The organism is Streptomyces sp. NPDC053560, from assembly GCF_044544605.1.
Classification (GTDB): domain Bacteria; phylum Actinomycetota; class Actinomycetes; order Streptomycetales; family Streptomycetaceae; genus Streptomyces.
The window spans coordinates 240,293-258,235 of the sequence record NZ_JBITXI010000004.1; the positions used below are offsets into that span (position 1 = coordinate 240,293).

Sequence of the window (17,943 nt, forward strand, 5' to 3'; positions counted from 1 at the left end):
CGGCACACTGCGGCGCCTGCCCTCACCGGTCGGGGAAGGGGCAGGCGCCGCGTTTGTTCCGTACGTCGTTGTACGGGACATCTGGGGGCCGTCAGGACGACACGGGCGTTATACGGCCAGTGCGCGGTCCGTCGGCTTGATGGGGGCGGGCAGGGAGGACGCGCCGGTCAGGAAGCGGTCCACGCCCTTGGCCGCGGAGCGGCCCTCGGCGATGGCCCACACGATCAGCGACTGGCCGCGGCCCGCGTCACCGGCGACGAACACGCCGGGGACGTTGGTCTCGAACTCGGCGTCGCGGGCGATGTTGCCGCGCTCGTCCAGCTCCAGGCCGAACTGCTCGACCAGGCCGTTCTCCTTGTCGGTGCCGGTGAAGCCCATCGCGAGGGTGACCAGCTGGGCGGGGATCTTCCGCTCGGTGCCGGGCTTCTGCTCCAGCTTGCCGTCCTTGAACTCCACCTCGATCAGGTGCAGCGCCTGGACGTTGCCGTCCTCGTCGCCCTCGAAGTGGGTGGTGTTCACGGAGTAGATCCGCTCGCCGCCCTCCTCGTGCGCGGAGGTGACCTTGTAGAGCATCGGGAAGGTCGGCCAGGGCTGGCCCTCGTTCCGCTCCTCGCCCGGCTTGGGCATGATCTCCAGCTGGGTGACGGACAGCGCGCCCTGCCGGTGGGCCGTGCCGACGCAGTCGGCGCCGGTGTCGCCGCCGCCGATGACGACGACGTGCTTGCCCTCGGCGGAGATCGGGGCGACGGTCAGGTCGCCTTCCTGCACCTTGTTCGCGAGGGGGAGGTACTCCATCGCGAAGTGGATGCCCTTGAGGTCGCGGCCGGGCGCCGGCAGGTCGCGGGAGGTGGTCGAGCCCGCGGCGATCACGACGGCGTCGTACCGGCGGCGCAGCTTGGCGGCGTCGATGTCGCGGCCGATCTCCACCTCGGTGCGGAACTTGGTGCCCTCCGCGCGCATCTGCTCGATGCGGCGGTTGATGTGGCGCTTCTCCATCTTGAACTCGGGGATGCCGTAGCGGAGGAGACCACCGATACGGTCCGCGCGCTCGTAGACGGCGACGGTGTGCCCGGCGCGGGTCAGCTGCTGGGCGGCGGCGAGACCCGCCGGGCCCGAGCCGATGACGGCGACGGTCTTGCCGGACAGGCGCTCGGGCGGCTGCGGGGTGACGTCCCCGTTGTCCCACGCCTTGTCGATGATGGAGACCTCGACGTTCTTGATGGTCACCGGCGGCTGGTTGATGCCCAGCACGCAGGCGGCCTCGCACGGCGCGGGGCAGAGGCGACCGGTGAACTCCGGGAAGTTGTTGGTCGCGTGCAGCCGCTCGCTCGCGGCCTCCCAGTCCTCGCGGTACGCGTAGTCGTTCCACTCGGGGATGAGGTTCCCCAGCGGGCAGCCGTTGTGGCAGAACGGGATACCGCAGTCCATGCAGCGCGAGGCCTGCTTGCTGATGATCGGCAGCAGGGAGCCGGGCTGGTAGACCTCGTTCCAGTCCTTGACGCGCTCCTCGACGGGACGGGTCTTGGCGACCTCGCGGTCGTGGTTCAGGAAGCCCTTGGGGTCAGCCATTGGTCGCCGCCTCCATCATCTTCTCGTGGGTCTCGGACTCGGAGAGTCCGGCCTGCTCGGCGGCTTCCTTGGCGGCGAGCACTGCCTGGTACGTGGGCGGGATGACCTTGCTGAAGCGCGCGGCCGCGCCATCCCAGTCGGCGAGGAGCTTCCCGGCGACGGTGGAGCCGGTCTCCTCCTGGTGGCGGCGCACCACGTCGTGCAGCCACTGCTTGTCGGTCTCGTTGAGCGGGTTGACCGCGGACACCAGGTCCTTGTTGACGTTGGCCGGGTCCAGGTCGATGACGTACGCGAAGCCGCCGGACATACCGGCCGCGAAGTTGCGGCCCGTCTCGCCCAGGACGACCGCGTTGCCGCCGGTCATGTACTCGCAGCCGTGGTCGCCCACGCCCTCGGAGACCACCGTGGCGCCGGAGTTGCGGACGCAGAAGCGCTCGCCGACCTTGCCGCGCAGGTACAGCTCGCCGCCGGTGGCGCCGTAGGCGAGGGTGTTGCCCGCGATGGTGGAGTACTCGGCCAGGTGGTCGGCGCCGCGGTCCGGGCGGACGACGACGCGGCCGCCGGACAGGCCCTTGCCGACGTAGTCGTTGGCGTCGCCCTCCAGGCGGAGGGTGACCCCCTTCGGCAGGAAGGCGCCGAAGGACTGGCCGGCCGAGCCGGTGAAGGTGATGTCGATGGTGTCGTCGGGCAGACCCGCGCCGCCGAACTTCTTCGTCACCTCGTGGCCGAGCATGGTGCCGACCGTGCGGTTGATGTTGCGGATGGCGACCTGGGCCCGGACGGGCTCGGCCTGCTCCGCGGTGTCCGCGTTCAGGGCGTCGGCGGCCAGCTTGATGAGCTGGTTGTCCAGCGCCTTCTCCAGACCGTGGTCCTGGATGGCGATCTGGTGGCGGACGGCGCCCTCGGGCAGCTCGGGCACGTGCAGCAGCGGGGCCAGGTCCAGGCCCTGCGCCTTCCAGTGGTTCACCGCGCGGGTGGTGTCCAGCAGCTCGGCATGGCCGACGGCCTCCTCCAGGCTGCGGAAGCCCAGCTCGGCGAGGAGCTCACGGACCTCCTCGGCGATGAACTGGAAGAAGTTGACGACGTACTCGGCCTTGCCGCTGAACCGCTCGCGCAGCGTCGGGTTCTGGGTGGCGATGCCGACCGGGCAGGTGTCCAGGTGGCAGACGCGCATCATGACGCAGCCGGAGACCACCAGCGGGGCGGTCGCGAAGCCGTACTCCTCGGCACCCAGCAGGGCGGCGATGACCACGTCGCGGCCGGTCTTCAGCTGACCGTCGGTCTGCACGACGATGCGGTCGCGCAGGCCGTTGAGGAGCAGCGTCTGCTGGGTCTCGGCGAGGCCGAGCTCCCAGGGGCCGCCGGCGTGCTTCAGCGAGGTGAGCGGCGAGGCGCCCGTACCGCCGTCGTGGCCGGAGATCAGGACCACGTCCGCGTGCGCCTTGGAGACACCCGCGGCGACCGTGCCGACGCCGACCTCGGAGACCAGCTTCACGTGGATGCGGGCCTGCGGGTTGGCGTTCTTGAGGTCGTGGATCAGCTGAGCCAGGTCCTCGATGGAGTAGATGTCGTGGTGCGGCGGCGGGGAGATGAGCCCGACGCCCGGCGTCGAGTGACGCGTCTTGGCGACCCACGGGTAGACCTTGTGGCCGGGCAGCTGGCCGCCCTCGCCGGGCTTGGCGCCCTGGGCCATCTTGATCTGGATGTCGTCGGAGTTGACCAGGTACTCGGACGTCACACCGAAGCGGCCGGAGGCGACCTGCTTGATGGAGGAGCGGCGCGCCGGGTCGTACAGGCGCTCCGGGTCCTCGCCGCCCTCACCGGTGTTGGACTTGCCGCCCAGCTGGTTCATGGCGATGGCGAGGGTCTCGTGCGCCTCCTGGGAGATGGAGCCGTACGACATGGCGCCGGTGGAGAACCGCTTGACGATCTCGCTGACCGGCTCGACCTCCTCGATCGGGATCGAGGGCCGGTCGGACTTGAAGCCGAACAGGCCGCGCAGCGTCATCAGGCGCTCGGACTGCTCGTTGACCCGCTCGGTGTACTTCTTGAAGATCTCGTACTTGCCCGAGCGCGCGGAGTGCTGCAGGCGGAAGACGGTCTCCGGGTCGAACAGGTGCGGCTCGCCCTCGCGGCGCCACTGGTACTCGCCGCCGATGTCCAGCGCGCGGTGCGCCGGGGCGATGCCGGAGGCCGGGTACGCCTTGGCGTGCCGCTGGGCGACCTCCTTGGCGATGACGTCCAGGCCCGCGCCGCCGATCTTGGTGGCGGTGCCGTGGAAGTACTTGTCGACGAAGGCCTCGTCCAGGCCGACGGCCTCGAAGACCTGCGCGCCGCGGTAGGAGGCGACGGTGGAGATGCCCATCTTGGACATGACCTTCAGGACGCCCTTGCCGAGCGCCTTGATCAGGTTCTTGATGGCGGTCTCGGCCTCGACGCCGGGCAGGAAGGTGCCGGCGCGGACCAGGTCCTCGACGGACTCCATGGCCAGGTACGGGTTGACCGCGGCGGCGCCGTAGCCGATCAGCAGCGCGACGTGGTGGACCTCGCGGACGTCACCGGCCTCGACGAGCAGGCCCACCTGGGTGCGCTGCTTCGTGCGGATGAGGTGGTGGTGGACGGCGGAGGTGAGCAGCAGCGACGGGATCGGCGCGTGCTCGGCGTCGGAGTGCCGGTCGGAGAGGACGATCAGGCGGGCGCCGTCCTCGATGGCGGCCTCGGCCTCGGCGCAGATCTCGTCGATGCGGGCCGCGAGGGACTCGCCGCCGCCGCTGACGCGGTAGAGGCCGGAGAGGGTCACGGCCGTCATGCCCGGCATGTCGCCGTCGGCGTTGATGTGGATGAGCTTGGCCAGCTCATCGTTGTCGATCACCGGGAACGGCAGCGTGACGCTGCGGCAGGAGGCCGCGGTGGGCTCCAGCAGGTTGCCCTGGGGGCCGAGCGAGGAGATCAGCGAGGTGACGAGCTCCTCGCGGATGGCGTCCAGCGGCGGGTTGGTGACCTGCGCGAACAGCTGGGTGAAGTAGTCGAACAGCAGCCGGGGGCGCTCGGAGAGCGCGGCGATCGGCGAGTCCGTACCCATCGAACCGATGGGCTCGGCACCGGCCTTGGCCATCGGTGCGAGGAGGACGCGCAGCTCTTCCTCGGTGTAGCCGAAGGTCTGCTGGCGGCGGGTGACCGAGGCGTGGGTGTGCACGATGTGCTCGCGCTCGGGGAGGTCCTCCAGCTCGATCTCGCCGGCCTCCAGCCACTCCGCGTAGGGGTGTTCGGCGGCGAGGGCGCCCTTGATCTCGTCGTCCTCGACGATGCGGTGCTCGGCGGTGTCCACGAGGAACATCCGGCCGGGCTGGAGGCGGCCCTTGCGGACGACCTTGGCGGGGTCGATGTCCAGGACGCCGACCTCGGAGGAGAGCACGACGAGGCCGTCGTCGGTGACCCAGTAACGGCCGGGGCGCAGGCCGTTGCGGTCCAGGACCGCGCCGACCTGGGTGCCGTCGGTGAAGGTGACACAGGCCGGGCCGTCCCAGGGCTCCATCATCGTGGAGTGGTACTGGTAGAAGGCGCGCCGGGCCGGGTCCATGGAGGGGCTGTTCTCCCAGGCCTCCGGGACCATCATCAGCACGGAATGCGGCAGCGAGCGGCCGCCGAGGTGGAGCAGCTCCAGGACCTCGTCGAAGGACGCGGAGTCCGAGGCGTCCGGCGTACAGACGGGGAACAGGCGCTCCAGCGTCTCGGTGGCGTCGCCGAAGAGCTTCGAGCCGAGCTGGGACTCGCGGGCGCGCATCCAGTTGCGGTTGCCCTTGACCGTGTTGATCTCGCCGTTGTGCGCGACGAAGCGGTACGGGTGGGCCAGCGGCCAGCTCGGGAAGGTGTTGGTGGAGAACCGCGAGTGGACCAGCGCGATGGCGGTGGCGAAGCGGCGGTCCGAGAGGTCCGGGAAGAACGGCTCCAGCTGACCGGTGGTCAGCATGCCCTTGTAGACGATCGTCCGGGCGGAGAGCGAGGGGAAGTACACGCCGGCCTCGCGCTCGGCGCGCTTGCGCAGCACGAAGGCCTTGCGGTCCAGGGCCAGCCCGGTGTTCTCCCCTCCCCCAGAGACGAAGATCTGGGAGAAGGCGGGCATGGTGGCGCGGGCACCGTTGCCGAGCAGCTGCGGGGCGACGGGGACGACGCGCCAGCCGAGGACGTTCAGCCCTTCCTCGGACGCGATCGTCTCGATCTTCGAGACGGCGGCCTGGGCCTCCTCGGCGTCCGAGGGGAGGAAGGCGATGCCCGCGGCGTAGGCGCCGGCCTCGGGCAGCTCGAAGGTGACGTTCTCGCGCAGGAAGGCGTCGGGAATCTGCAGGAGGATGCCCGCACCGTCGCCGGAGTCGGGCTCGGAGCCGGTGGCGCCGCGGTGTTCGAGGTTCCGCAGAACAGTCAGGGCCTGCTCGACCAGCGCGTGGCTCGCCTCACCGGTGAGGGTCGCGACAAAGCCGACGCCACAGGCGTCGTGCTCGTTGCGCGGGTCGTACATCCCCTGCTGGGCGGGGCGCCCGTCCATGGGCGACCAGGCGGCGCTGGTAGCGCTGCCGGTGGTCGCGGAGTGCGTGGACGCGGAACGCATCGGCTCTCCCAACGTCGTCGTGGCATGTGCAGTGCCGAGGGACGACGTTGGCCCTCCGCGAATTTTGCGTGCAGGTTACAGGATGACCTCGATCTCGCGAATCGGATAGAGGCTTCCAGCATGCGGACACCGCTCAGGGCGGTGGATCGAGAACGCAGTGGGACAGCGCATCGTCCGACAGCGCGGGTCGCCGGCAAGCGACGTTGCCTCCGGCGTCAGTGCCTTATGCCCGCTGGTCATTTTCTGAAACCGCGAGGTAACACGTTAATTATGCGCCTGCACGCATAGGAAGTCACCCTACGGCGGTTCCGAACAGTGCGCCCAGGACGTACGTCACACCTGCGGCGGCACCGCCGAGGGCCAACTGGCGCAACCCGCTGTACCACCACGAACGCGCCGTCACCCGAGCCACCACCGCACCGCAGCCGAAGAGTCCGAGCAGCGCCAGGATCACCGCGGGCCACAACGCGGAGGCACCCAGAAGGTACGGCAACACCGGCAGCAGCGCACCCAGCGCGAAGGACCCGAACGAGGAAACGGCGGCGACGAGCGGGGAGGGCAGGTCCGACGGATCCACGCCCAACTCCTCGCGCGCGTGAATCTCCAGGGCCTGCTCCGGATCCTTGGAGAGCTGCGCCGCCACCTCGCGGGCGAGGGCCGGCTCCACACCGCGCGACTCGTACAGGGCGGCCAGCTCAGCCTGCTCGTCCTTGGGGTGCTTGCGCAGCTCACGGCGCTCCACGTCCAGCTCCGCCTGGACCAGCTCCCGCTGCGAGGCCACCGAGGTGTACTCACCGGCGGCCATCGAGAAGGCGCCGGCGGCCAGCCCGGCCAGCCCCGTGATGACGATGGTCTGCTGCGACACCGAGCCGCCGGCCACGCCCGTCATCAGGGCGAGGTTCGACACCAGGCCGTCCATCGCACCGAACACCGCCGGGCGGAGCCAGCCGCCGTTCACGTCACGGTGGGTGTGGTTGTCACGGTGGGCAATGTGCGTAGGAGCCGACGCGTCCATGACATCTGTGACGGACATAAGGGACCTCTTCCTCCCTCACGAGGTGTGGGCCGATGAGCGGCACTTCCCCCTGGAACACTTCCGAAGTTATGCGGCCCACACCCCTCCGCGCTAGCAAGGAAGGCCGTACTTACCGCTCTGACCTGCGACTTTACCGAGACGATCATCGCGTGATCCGGATCACAGCGGCTGTTCACCGGCGGCCTGGATCCGGCCATCGCGACATCGATCCGATCCGGCCTGATGTCCCCCCATTCGCGGCAAACCGGCCCTACGATCCCTCCCACTCGTACGGACCCGGGACCGGTCGGCGGAAGGGCACGCACATGAGCACACCGCACGCCCCCTCGCCCGTCCCTCTCACCCCGGGTGACCGCACCGCCGATCCGCGCGACCGGGCCCGCGGCTCCCTCCTGGGCCTCGCCGTCGGCGACGCGCTCGGCGCCCCCGCCGAGAACATGAAGCCCTCGCAGATCCGCCGCAGGTGGGGCCGCATCGAGGGCTTCGTCGCCGACGACCCCGCCGGCACCGACGACACCGAATACGCCATCTTCTCCGGGCTGCTGCTGGCCGAGCACGGCGCGGCGCTCACCGTCGCGCACGTCGAGGCCGCCTGGCACCAGTGGATCGCCGACCTGGACGAAGGTCCCTTCCGCGGCGCCGGATTCAGCGAGCGCGGCACCCTGGAGAACCTCCGCAGGGGCCTCGCCGCACCGATCTCGGCCCAGCACCGGCATGCCTGGAGCGACGGACTGGCGATGCGGGCCGCCCCCTTCGGCGTACACGCGGCGGGCCGGCCGGCCGAGGCCGCCCGCCTGGTGGCGGTGGACGGCACCGTCAGCCACGACGGCGAGGGCATCTACGGCGGCCAGGCCGTGGCCGCCGGGGTCGCGGCCGCGATGGTCGCCCGGACCACCGACGCGGTGATCGCCGCCGCGCTCTCCGTCGTCCCCGAGGACTCCTGGACGGCCCGCTCGCTGCGCCGCGCCGTGGCCGCCGCCCAGCGCTCCCGCCTGGACCCCGGCATCACCCGGCTCGGCACCGAACGCGCCGTCCGCTCCGCCGTGGTCATCGGCGGCTATCCCTGGACCGACCTGGCGCCCGAGGCGGTCGGCCTGGCCTTCGGCGCGTTCGCCGCGGCGGCCGGCGACTTCCGCGGCGCGGTGCTGACCGCCGTCAACATGGGCCGGGACGCCGACACCACGGCGGCGGTCGCCGGTGCCCTGGCCGGCGCGCTGGGCGGCCTCGCCGCCGTCCCCGAGGACTGGGCCCGGGTCATCGGCCCGGTACGCGGCAGCTGCCTGCCGTCCATGGCGGGCTACCACGTCCTCGATATCGCGGACATGCTGACGCCCCCGGGCCGGGTGACGTCATGACCGCCTCCGGCCCCGACGGCGGCGCTGCCGGGGCCGCCCCCGGCCGGCCGCGGGCGACCGCCGCACCGCCGGGGCCGTTCGCGCAGTTCCCCGCGGCCCCGATCGCCCTCCGGGCTCGTCCTCAAACGCCGGACGGGCTTGCCGTCCCACCCAGCCCCACCCGCATCGAGGGCCTCCTCCTGGGCCTCGCCGCCGGGGATGCCGCGGGCTGGCCCGCGGCCCGGCACCGCGCCGCCCGGATGCCCGAGTGGACCCGCCGCCTCACCCGCGAACTGGACACCTTCGCCGAACAGAACGCCACCACCACGCTCCCCGTCCCCATCGCCCTCAACCAGCCCCCCGAGCCGCTCCGCCTGGGCCCCTCCGACGACGCCGAGTGGGCCGCCTTCACCGCCGGCTCCGTGCTCACGGCCGCCGGCGCCTTCCTCTCCGACCTGGGCCGGGACCGGAGGATGCGGGCCGCCCTCGACCTCGCCTGGAACGCGCTGGCCTGCGAGGTCGCGGCCGCCGCCGACCGCGCCCCGGAGGTCGAGTCGGCGGTGCTGCCGCTGCGCGCCCGGATCTCCGTACGCGCCGGGCTCGGCAACCTCGCCGCCGGGCTGCGGCCGCCCGCCACCGGCCACGACAACCCGCACTTCTTCGACGACGCGGCCTGTGTGCGCGCCGCCGTACTCGCCGTCGTCCACCCCGGCGACCCCGCCTCGGCGGCCGGGCTCGCCGAGTTCGACGCCCGGTACACCCAGGACGGCGACGGCGTGCACGGCGCCCGCGCGATGGCCGCGGCGGTCGCCGCCGCGCTCGGCGGCACCGGCGTCGCCGCGTGCGTCGAGGCCGCCCTCGCCCAGCTCCCCGAGGGCACCGAGATCCGCCGCAACGCCCTGCACGCCGTGCACCTGGCCGAGGCCACCGCCGACGGCAGCCCCGGCGCCGCGTTCGCCCTCGTCCCCACCCTGGAGCACGAGATCGTCGACCACGTCTACAGCTACGGCATCGCCGCCGCCGAGACCGTGCCGGTCGCCCTCGCACTGGCCCTCGCCGGCGGTGGCCGGACCGCCGAGGCGGTGCCCGCCGCCGCCTGCCTCTCCCGCGTCGCCGACTCGGCCCCCGCCCTCACCGGCGCCCTGACCGGCGCGCTCGGCGGCGCCGCCGCGCTGCCCGCCGCCTGGCGCGCCACCTGCCGCACGCTCTCCGGCTGCGCGCTGCCCCGGCTGGCCGGCACCGACCTGGTCGAGCTGGCCGAGCTGCTCGCGGGCACCGAACTGACCACTCCGCAGACGCCCCCGGCCACTCCGCAGGCGCCCTTGATCAGCCCGCAGACCCCCTTGGCGAAAGGACCGGCCGAGCCATGACCGACACCGCGGCACCACCCACCACCACGGCGTGCCCGAGCCTCGCCGACCGCACGGCCGGCGCGCTGGCCGGGGCCGCCGTCGGCGACGCGCTCGGCGGTCCGGTCGAGGGCTGGAGCCCGGAGCAGATCCGGGAGCGGCACGGCGGACCGGTCCGCGGCATCGTCGGCCCCTGGCACGAGGACTGGCGCACAGCGCGCCCCCTCGCGCCGTACCACAAGGGCGACGGCCACGTCACCGACGACACCCTCATGACCCACGCGCTGATCAGGGTGTACGAGAAGGTCCGCGACCACCTCGACGCCTACGCAGTGGCCGACCACCTCGTCCCCGAACTGATCACCGAGCCCCGCTGGATCCCCGAGCTGGAGGCCGAGGCGCTGCCCCTGCAGCGGGTGTTCCTCGCCGAGAAGTGGCTCGTCACCCGGCTGCACTACGGGCACGCCGACCCCCGCGAGGCCGGCGTCGGCAACATCGTCAACTGCGGCGCCGCGATGTACATGGCCCCGGTCGGCCTGGTCAACGCCGGTGATCCGCGCGGCGCTTACGCCGAGGCGCTGGACGTCGCGGGCGCGCACCAGTCCTCGTACGGGCGGGAGGCGGCCGGTGTCCTCGCCGCCGCGGTGGCCGCGGCCTGCGTCCCCGGCGCCACCCCCGCCTCGATCGTCGACGCGGCGCTCGCCCTTGCGAAGGACGGCACCCGCACGGCGATCGAAGCGGTCTGCGAAGTGGCGGTGAAATACGACGAGTTCGAGCCCGCGCTGACGTCGTTGCGGGGCGCGGTCTCGCCGTTCGACACCGTCGGGCCCGAGTACCGCCGGCCCTCGCTGGGCGCCCGGCGGCCCTCCCGGCTGCACGCCGTCGAGGAACTGCCCGTCGCGCTCGGCCTGTTGCTGATCGGCGGCGGCGACTACCGCGAGACGGTCCTCGGCGCCGTCAACTACGGCCGCGACTGCGACTCCATCGCCACCATGTGCGGCGCCCTGGTCGGCGCGCTCGGCCGGCCCGTGCCCGCGGAGTGGACCGCGGCCGTCACCGAGGCCAGCCGCCTGGACCTCCGGGGCCCGGCCGCCGCGCTGACCGCCGTCGCGCACGAGATCCACCACCGCGACCTGTCCCGCCGCCGCGCCCACGAGGCCGCGTTCGCCGCCCTCACGGAGAGCCGATGACGTACCCCCCGGCCCCGCTGCGGGTCACCTGGGTCCAGCCGGAGGACCTGATCGGGCACGAACTGCGCCAGGCCGCCGAGGACGGCCGGGACGCCACCGTGATCCGCCGCCGCTGGCTCACCGCGGGCGGCACCCCCGCGCCCGACCGGGCCGGCGCCTCCCCCACGCCCGCGTCCCCCCGGCTCCGCGCCCTGGCCACCGCCCTCCTGGACGACCTGGCCACCCTGCCCTGTCCCACGGCCGCCGACGAACCCACCGACCTGGCGGCCGTCCGGGCCGCGGCCCCCGGGCCCCCGCCCGGCCCCGTCGCCGCCGGTCTCCTCCCCCGGCTGGAGGCCGCCTGGCTGGGCCGCGCCGCCGGCTGCCTGCTCGGCAAACCGGTGGAGAAGCTGCCGCTGGCCGGCATCCGGGAGATCGCCCGGTCCACCGCCAACTGGCCGCTGCACACCTGGTTCACCGAAGCCGGGCTGGACCCCGCGACCGCCGCCCGGTACACCTGGAACCGCCGCAGCCGTGCCACCTCGCTCGCCGAGAACATCGACGGCATGCCCGAGGACGACGACCTGAACCACCCCCTGCTCGCACTGCTCCTGCTCCGCCGCCACGGCCCCGGCTTCACCACCGCCGACCTCGCCCGGCTCTGGCTGGAGGAGCTGCCGGCGGGCCGTACGTTCACCGCCGAGCGCGTCGCGTACCGCAACCTCCTCGACGGCCTCGAACCGCCGGAGACCGCCCGCTTCCGCAACCCCTTCCGCGAGTGGATCGGCGCCCTGATCCGCGCCGACGTCCACGGCTGGACGCACCCCGGCGACCCGGCCGGGGCCGCCGCTGCCGCCTGGCGCGACGCGGTGCTGACCCACACCGCCAACGGCGTGTACGGGGCGATGTTCGCCGCCGCCGCGCTGGCCGCGGCAGCGGGCGGCACCGCGGACGTGCACCAGTGCCTGTCGGCCGGCCTGGCCGTCGTGCCGCCCCGCTCCCGGCTCGCGCGGGCCGTGCGCTTCGGGATCGCGGCCGCCCGGGAGGCGCCCGATCCCACACCCGGCGGCTTCGAATCCGTCGTGGACCGGCTGCACGCCGCCTACGGCTGGCACCACTGGGTGCACGTACTGCCCAACGCCGCCCTGCTGGCCGCGGCGCTCACCCACGCCGACGGCGACTTCACCGGGTCCGTCTGCCGCGTCGTCTCCGGCGGCTGGGACACGGACTCCAACGGCGCCACGGCCGGTTCTCTCACCGGTCTGCTGGCCGGTGCGCCGGACGCCCTGCCCGCCCGCTGGACGGCACCGCTCGCCAACCGGCTGACCACCTCCGTCGGCGGCCTGGACGGCATCGGCTTCGATGCGCTGGCCCGGGAGACGGCCGCCCTCGCCGTCACCGGAACTGCCGCCGCTCCGGAGCCGGCGGGCGCTGTCCTCGGCTGACACGGCAGCGGGCCGCGGCCCCCGAAGGGACCGCGGCCCGCTGCACCGCGTGACGCGGCTAGGACTTCTTCTCCCCTGCCCCGGCGGGCTTGTCCGCCGCACCGGCCTCCGCCGTGTCCTCGGCGTCCTCCGAGCCCGCGGCCTTCGGGGCGGCCTTCTCCGGGGCGGTCTTCTCCGGGGTGGCGTCCGCCGCGTCGGAGTCCTCCGTATCGGCGTCCTCCGCGTCGGCGGTCTCCTGCTCCACCGCGGCCGGCTCGACGACCGCCTCCCGGCCGGGGGACCGCTTCGCCGACAGCACCATGTAGACCACCGCGAGGACCAGCACGATCAGCGCCGTCCAGACGTTCAGCCGCAGGCCCAGGATGTGGTGGGCCTCGTCGACCCGCATGTACTCGATCCAGGCGCGGCCCGCGCAGTACGAGGCGACGTACAGCGCGAACGCCCGGCCGTGCCCCAGCTTGAAGCGCCGGTCCGCCCAGATGACCAGGATCGCGACACCGATGCACCACAGGGACTCGTACAGGAACGTCGGGTGGTACGTGCCGCCCACACGGCCGATCGACGGGTCGGAGGTGATCTTCAGCGCCCACGGCACGTCCGTCGGGCGGCCGTACAGCTCCTGGTTGAACCAGTTGCCCCAGCGGCCCATCGCCTGCGCCAGCGCGATGCCCGGGGCCACCGCGTCCGCGTACGCCGGGAGCGGGATGCCCCGGCGGCGGCAGCCGATCCAGGCACCCACCGCGCCGAGGGCGATCGCGCCCCAGATGCCGAGGCCGCCCTCCCAGACGTAGAACGCCTTGATCGGGTCGCCGCCCGCGCCGAAGTACGGCTCGTACGTCGTGATGACGTGGTAGAGCCGCCCTCCGACCAGGCCGAACGGCACCGCCCACACGGCGATGTCGGCGACCGTCCCGCTCTGGCCACCGCGCTGCACCCAGCGCTTGTTGCCGAGCCAGACGGCGATGAAGACGCCGATGATGATGCAGAATGCGTAGCCGCGCAGCGGGATCGGGCCGAGATGCACGACTCCGGTCGACGGGCTGGGAATGAATGCGAGGTCCATGGCAGCCCCGACGCTACCGCGCCGGGCGGGCCGGGCGGCAACCCACCCGGCAACGGCTCAGTAACGACCCCCGGACGGCACTTCTACGCCCTGTCTTCTTGCCTCGCTTCTTGCCCTACTTCTTCTTGTTCGCCTCCTGGACCATCTGCTTCAGCTTCTGCGGGGTCATCTGCGCGTTCTGGTCGGCGAAGATGTTCTTGCCGTTGAGGATGACGCTCGGGGTGCCCTGGAGGCCGGCCTTCTGGAACGCCTCGTTCGACTTCTGCACGAAGGCGTTGTACGTGCCGTCGTTCACGCAGGAGCGGAAGTCCTGGGTCACCAGGCCCGGCACCTTGCCGGCAAGCTTGATCAGGTAGTTCTTGTCGGCGTACCGGTCCTGCTGTTCGGCGGGCTGGTTGGCGAACAGCACGTCGTGGTACTCGCGGAACTTGCCGGCGTTCTGCGCGCACAGCGCGGCGTTGGCCGCGTTCAGCGAGCCCTTGCCGCCCATGTTGCCGTCGATGAGCAGGGCGAGGTGGTAGTCCGTACGCAGCTCACCGGCGTCCTGGAGCTCATGGAGCGTCGAGCGGAAGCCCGTCTCGAACTGCTTGCAGGCGGGGCAGCGGAAGTCCTCCCACACCTGGAGCGTGGACGGTGCGCTCTTCTGTCCGACGGTCACCGCCGGCTTGTCCCCGCCGGTGGCGCCCTTCGGCGCGGCGACCGGGGTGTTCTTGTCGTCGCCCGTGGAGGACGCCCAGACCGCGATGCCGGCGGCCACCGCCAGGACCGCCACCACCACCGCGGCGACCTTCGCCTGCCTGCCGCGCCGGGCGCGGGCCTTTTCCTTGTCGCGCTGTGCCTGCAGCCGCTCGCGTGCGGTGCCTTCGGCTCGGGTTTTCTGGCTCACACCGCTGAAAAACGAGGCGGAGGGACGCCACTGCGCCCCTCCGCCCCGGATTTCGCCCTATCGAGGGACCTCGGCGGTACCGGCTTTACGCCCGTACGCCCTTGGCCAGATCCCCGGCCAGCTCCCGTACGCCGGCGAGCCCGGCCTCCAGGTCGCCCTCGTGCGCCAGCAGCCGCTTCACGAACGCGGAGCCGACGATGACCCCGTCGGCGAACTGCGCGACCTCGGCGGCCTGCGCGGCGTTGGAGACGCCCAGGCCCACGCAGACCGGCAGGTCGGTGGTGGCCCGGGTGCGGCTGACCAGGTCCTGGGCCTCCTGGCCGACGGACTCGCGGGTGCCGGTGACGCCCATCAGGGACGCCGCGTACACGAAGCCCGAACCGGCCGCGGTGATCTTGGCGAGCCGCGCGTCCTTGCTGCTCGGCGCGACCACGAAGACCGTGGCCAGGCCGTGCTCCTCGGCGGCCTTCCGCCACACCTCGGACTCCTCGACCGGCAGGTCCGGCAGGATGCAGCCGGCGCCGCCCGCGGCGGCCAGGTCGGCGGCGAACCGCTCCACGCCGTACGCGTCGACCGGGTTCCAGTACGTCATGCACAGCACCGGCGCGCCGGTGGCGGCGTGCGCCTCGCCGACCGTGCGGATCACGTCGACGATCTTGACGCCGCCGCGCAGCGCGATGTCGTCGGCGGTCTGGATGACCGGGCCGTCCAGGACCGGGTCGCTGTGCGGCAGGCCGACCTCGACGACGTCGCAGCCGCCCTCGATCATCGCGGTGACGGCGCGCACGCCGCCGTCCACGGTCGGGAAGCCCGCCGGGAGGTAGCCGACCAGGGCCGCGCGGCCCTCGGCCTTCGCGCCGGCCAGTACCGAGCTGAGCAGTTCGACGTTGCCCGCCATCACTTCGTCCCCTCGTGGTGCGCGCCGAGCGCGGTGTCCGTGGCGTCGGTGTCGTCCGCCTCGACGGCGTCGTCGGAGGCCTCGTCGTACAGCCCGAAGTACCGCGCGGCCGTGTCCATGTCCTTGTCGCCGCGGCCGGAGAGGTTGACCACGATGAGGCCGTCCTTGCCCAGCTCGCGGCCGACCTCCAGGGCGCCGGCCAGCGCGTGCGCGCTCTCGATGGCCGGGATGATGCCCTCGGTCTCGGAGAGCAGCCGCAGCGCCTGCATGGCGGCGTCGTCGGTGACGGCGCGGTACTCGGCGCGGCCGACGTCCTTGAGGTAGGAGTGCTCGGGGCCGATGCCCGGGTAGTCCAGCCCCGCGGAGATCGAGTACGGCTCGGTGATCTGGCCGTCCTCGTCCTGCAGGACGTAGGAGCGGGAGCCGTGCAGGATGCCCGGGGTGCCCTCGGTGAGGGTGGCCGCGTGCTCGCCGGTCTCCACGCCGTGGCCGCCCGGCTCGCAGCCGATCAGGCGGACGCTCTCGTCGGGCAGGAAGGCGTGGAAGAGGCCGATGGCGTTGGAGCCGCCGCCGACGCAGGCCACGGCCGCGTCCGGCAGCCGGCCCGCACGCTCGATGATCTGGCGGCGGGCCTCGACGCCGATGACGCGGTGGAAGTCGCGTACGAGGGCGGGGAAGGGGTGCGGGCCCGCGACCGTGCCGAAGAGGTAGTGGGTGCGGTCGACGTTGGCGACCCAGTCGCGGAACGCCTCGTTGATCGCGTCCTTCAGCGTGCGGCTGCCGGACTTCACGGCGATGACCTCGGCGCCGAGCATCCGCATGCGGGCGACGTTGAGCGCCTGCCGCTTGGTGTCGACCTCGCCCATGTAGATGGTGCATTCGAGGCCGAAGAGGGCGCAGGCGGTGGCGGTGGCGACGCCGTGCTGGCCGGCGCCGGTCTCGGCGATGACGCGGGTCTTGCCCATGCGCTTGGTGAGCAGCGCCTGGCCCAGCACATTGTTGATCTTGTGCGAGCCGGTGTGGTTCAGGTCCTCGCGCTTGAGGAAGATCCGCGCGCCGCCGGCGTGCTCGGCGAACCGCGGCACCTCGGTGAGGGCGCTGGGCCGGCCGGTGTAGTTGACCATCAGGTCGTCGAGCTCGCGGGCGAACTCGGGGTCGGCCTTGGCCTTTTCGTACTCCTCGGCGACCTCGTCGACCGCGGCGACCAGGGCCTCGGGGATGAACTTGCCGCCGAAGGCGCCGAAGTAGCCCTCGGTGCTGGGCACCTGGCCCTCGGGGTCCGGAATGAAGAAGTCAGACGACATCCGACGTACTCCTCACCGGGGCGCGCGCAGGCACCCCGGAAGTCTCGATGTAGCGAAATACGGGCATCAAGCTACGTGCGCGCGGCGCGGCCCCGGGTGTCACACACTGCCGGAGCACCCGTACGGACAGGCGTCCGCCGGGGAGGTCCGGTCAGGCGTGGGAGCCCGCGCGCGGCGCGGCACGGCGCCATCGGCTGCCGTTGATCTGGCCGGGCTCCGCGCCGATGTGGTAGCGGACGCGCCGTCCGTGCACGCGGCGCGCCGGGGCCCGGCAGCCGCGATGCCATGGGGGCAGCGCGCAGCGCTTCGACTCGGGGCGGTGGCGGGAGACGGGCGGGCACCCTCGTCCCAGGGCCGCGTGCGGCAGGCGCGCGGCACCGGCCGCGGCCGGGTGGTGGCCCGGGCGCGGCTGCTGGAATCGGGTGGCGGCGGTCATGAGAGGCGGTCTTCTCGGTCCCGTCAGTCCCGGCCGTGCCGGATGGCGGGGTGGGAGCCGGCGGCGACGAGGTCGGCGACGGCGGTCTTCGGGTCCTTGCCGGTGACCAGCGACTCGCCGACGAGCACGGCGTCCGCGCCCTCGTTGGCGTACGCGATCAGGTCGTGCGGCCCACGGACGCCGGACTCGGCGACCTTGACGATGTGGTCGGGGATCTCCGGGGCGACCCGGCCGAAGTTGCCGCGGTCGACCTTGAGGGTCTTCAGGTCGCGGGTGTTCACGCCGATGATCTTCGCTCCGGCGGCCACCGCACGCTCGACCTCTTCCTCGTCGTGCGCCTCGACCAGCGGGGTCAGCCCGATCGACTCGGCCCGCTCGATGAGCGAGACCAGCGCCTCCTGCTCCAGCGCGGCGACGATCAGCAGCGCCAGGTCGGCGCCGTACGCGCGGGCCTCCCACAGCTGGTAGGCGCTGACGATGAAGTCCTTGCGCAGGATCGGGATGTCGACCTTGGCCCGGACGGCTTCGAGGTCGGCCAGCGAGCCGCCGAAGCGGCGCTGCTCGGTGAGGACGGAGATGACGGCGGCGCCGCCCGCTTCGTAGTCGGCGGCGAGCCCGGCCGGGTCGGCGATGGCGGCCAGCGCGCCCTTGGACGGGCTGGAGCGCTTGACCTCGCAGATCACCCGGATGCCGTCGCCCTTGAGCGCGGCCACGCCGTCCTTGGCGGGGGCGGCCTTCTTCGCCCGCTCCTTCAGCTCGTCGAGGCTGACGCGCGCCTGTCGCTCGGCGAGGTCGGCGCGGACTCCGTCGATGATCTCGTCGAGCACACTCACGCGAGCGGCCTCCTT

Annotated in this window: 13 protein-coding genes; 4 read left to right on the plus strand and 9 right to left on the minus strand. The window is 72.7% G+C overall.

Annotated features, from left to right (window positions below; all coding sequences use genetic code 11):
• Nucleotides 1-108: 108 nt before the first annotated feature.
• From ACIGQF_RS10855 to ACIGQF_RS10865, 3 genes are all read right to left on the minus strand, one after another.
• On the minus strand, nt 109-1,569 hold the full coding sequence (locus ACIGQF_RS10855) for a glutamate synthase subunit beta (protein WP_399707999.1): 1,461 nt from the start codon (nt 1,567-1,569) through the stop codon (nt 109-111).
• Nucleotides 1,562-6,175 (minus strand): glutamate synthase large subunit, encoded by a 4,614-nt coding sequence (gene gltB, locus ACIGQF_RS10860; protein WP_399708001.1) that lies wholly within the window; start codon nt 6,173-6,175, stop codon nt 1,562-1,564. The genes ACIGQF_RS10855 and gltB overlap by 8 nt, the downstream gene beginning before the upstream one ends.
• Nucleotides 6,176-6,467: 292 nt before the next feature.
• Entirely contained in the window at nt 6,468-7,208 is a 741-nt protein-coding gene (locus ACIGQF_RS10865; protein WP_399708003.1) for a VIT1/CCC1 transporter family protein, read from the minus strand.
• 308 nt (nt 7,209-7,516) lie between these two features.
• Here ACIGQF_RS10865 and ACIGQF_RS10870 point away from each other — a divergent pair, with 308 nt between their 5' ends.
• The 4 genes from ACIGQF_RS10870 to ACIGQF_RS10885 are packed head-to-tail and all read left to right on the plus strand — an operon-like array spanning nt 7,517 to nt 12,508.
• Nucleotides 7,517-8,566 carry an ADP-ribosylglycohydrolase family protein gene (locus ACIGQF_RS10870; protein ID WP_399708005.1) on the plus strand — a complete coding sequence of 350 codons (1,050 nt, stop codon included), beginning with the start codon at nt 7,517-7,519 and terminating at the stop codon, nt 8,564-8,566.
• Nucleotides 8,563-9,915: an ADP-ribosylglycohydrolase family protein gene (locus ACIGQF_RS10875; protein ID WP_399708007.1), complete on the plus strand. Its 1,353-nt coding sequence runs from the start codon at nt 8,563-8,565 to the stop codon at nt 9,913-9,915. Before ACIGQF_RS10870 ends, ACIGQF_RS10875 begins: the two co-directional genes overlap by 4 nt.
• A complete protein-coding gene (locus ACIGQF_RS10880) occupies nt 9,912-11,084 on the plus strand; it encodes an ADP-ribosylglycohydrolase family protein (protein ID WP_399708009.1) in 1,173 nt (390 codons plus the stop codon). The genes ACIGQF_RS10875 and ACIGQF_RS10880 overlap by 4 nt, the downstream gene beginning before the upstream one ends.
• A complete protein-coding gene (locus tag ACIGQF_RS10885) occupies nt 11,081-12,508 on the plus strand; it encodes an ADP-ribosylglycohydrolase family protein (protein ID WP_399708011.1) in 1,428 nt (475 codons plus the stop codon). Before ACIGQF_RS10880 ends, ACIGQF_RS10885 begins: the two co-directional genes overlap by 4 nt.
• Before the next feature lie 58 nt (nt 12,509-12,566).
• On the opposite strand, the gene lgt is transcribed toward ACIGQF_RS10885, so the two are convergent.
• From lgt to trpC, 6 genes are all read right to left on the minus strand, one after another.
• Nucleotides 12,567-13,571 (minus strand): prolipoprotein diacylglyceryl transferase, encoded by a 1,005-nt coding sequence (gene lgt, locus ACIGQF_RS10890; RefSeq protein WP_399708013.1) that lies wholly within the window; start codon nt 13,569-13,571, stop codon nt 12,567-12,569.
• Nucleotides 13,572-13,686: 115 nt separating this feature from the next.
• Nucleotides 13,687-14,457, minus strand: coding sequence for a DsbA family protein (locus ACIGQF_RS10895; RefSeq protein ID WP_399708015.1), 771 nt, complete (start codon nt 14,455-14,457; stop codon nt 13,687-13,689).
• A gap of 85 nt (nt 14,458-14,542) precedes the next feature.
• Entirely contained in the window at nt 14,543-15,355 is an 813-nt protein-coding gene (gene trpA, locus ACIGQF_RS10900; protein ID WP_399708017.1) for a tryptophan synthase subunit alpha, read from the minus strand.
• Nucleotides 15,355-16,659 (minus strand): tryptophan synthase subunit beta, encoded by a 1,305-nt coding sequence (trpB, locus tag ACIGQF_RS10905; RefSeq protein ID WP_399708019.1) that lies wholly within the window; start codon nt 16,657-16,659, stop codon nt 15,355-15,357. Before trpB ends, trpA begins: the two co-directional genes overlap by 1 nt.
• Before the next feature lie 151 nt (nt 16,660-16,810).
• Nucleotides 16,811-17,095 carry a tryptophan biosynthesis modulator TrpM gene (gene trpM, locus ACIGQF_RS10910; protein WP_399708021.1) on the minus strand — a complete coding sequence of 95 codons (285 nt, stop codon included), beginning with the start codon at nt 17,093-17,095 and terminating at the stop codon, nt 16,811-16,813.
• Nucleotides 17,096-17,118: 23 nt separating this feature from the next.
• A complete protein-coding gene (trpC, locus tag ACIGQF_RS10915; protein ID WP_052865883.1) occupies nt 17,119-17,928 on the minus strand; it encodes an indole-3-glycerol phosphate synthase TrpC in 810 nt (269 codons plus the stop codon).
• Between the last annotated feature and the right edge of the window lie 15 nt (nt 17,929-17,943).

Excerpts from the sequence above, each read along its gene's own strand:
- ACIGQF_RS10880 (WP_399708009.1), top strand. The coding sequence starts at position 9,912 with ATGACCGACACCGCGGCACCACCCACCACCACGGCGTGCCCGAGCCTC.
- ACIGQF_RS10885 (WP_399708011.1), top strand. The coding sequence starts at position 11,081 with ATGACGTACCCCCCGGCCCCGCTGCGGGTCACCTGGGTCCAGCCGGAG.
- ACIGQF_RS10865 (WP_399708003.1), bottom strand. The coding sequence starts at position 7,208 with ATGTCCGTCACAGATGTCATGGACGCGTCGGCTCCTACGCACATTGCC.
- ACIGQF_RS10875 (WP_399708007.1), top strand. The coding sequence starts at position 8,563 with ATGACCGCCTCCGGCCCCGACGGCGGCGCTGCCGGGGCCGCCCCCGGC.
- trpM (WP_399708021.1), bottom strand. The coding sequence starts at position 17,095 with ATGACCGCCGCCACCCGATTCCAGCAGCCGCGCCCGGGCCACCACCCG.
- trpA (WP_399708017.1), bottom strand. The coding sequence starts at position 15,355 with ATGGCGGGCAACGTCGAACTGCTCAGCTCGGTACTGGCCGGCGCGAAG.
- gltB (WP_399708001.1), bottom strand. The coding sequence starts at position 6,175 with ATGCGTTCCGCGTCCACGCACTCCGCGACCACCGGCAGCGCTACCAGC.
- ACIGQF_RS10870 (WP_399708005.1), top strand. The coding sequence starts at position 7,517 with ATGAGCACACCGCACGCCCCCTCGCCCGTCCCTCTCACCCCGGGTGAC.
- ACIGQF_RS10855 (WP_399707999.1), bottom strand. The coding sequence starts at position 1,569 with ATGGCTGACCCCAAGGGCTTCCTGAACCACGACCGCGAGGTCGCCAAG.
- lgt (WP_399708013.1), bottom strand. The coding sequence starts at position 13,571 with ATGGACCTCGCATTCATTCCCAGCCCGTCGACCGGAGTCGTGCATCTC.
- trpB (WP_399708019.1), bottom strand. The coding sequence starts at position 16,659 with ATGTCGTCTGACTTCTTCATTCCGGACCCCGAGGGCCAGGTGCCCAGC.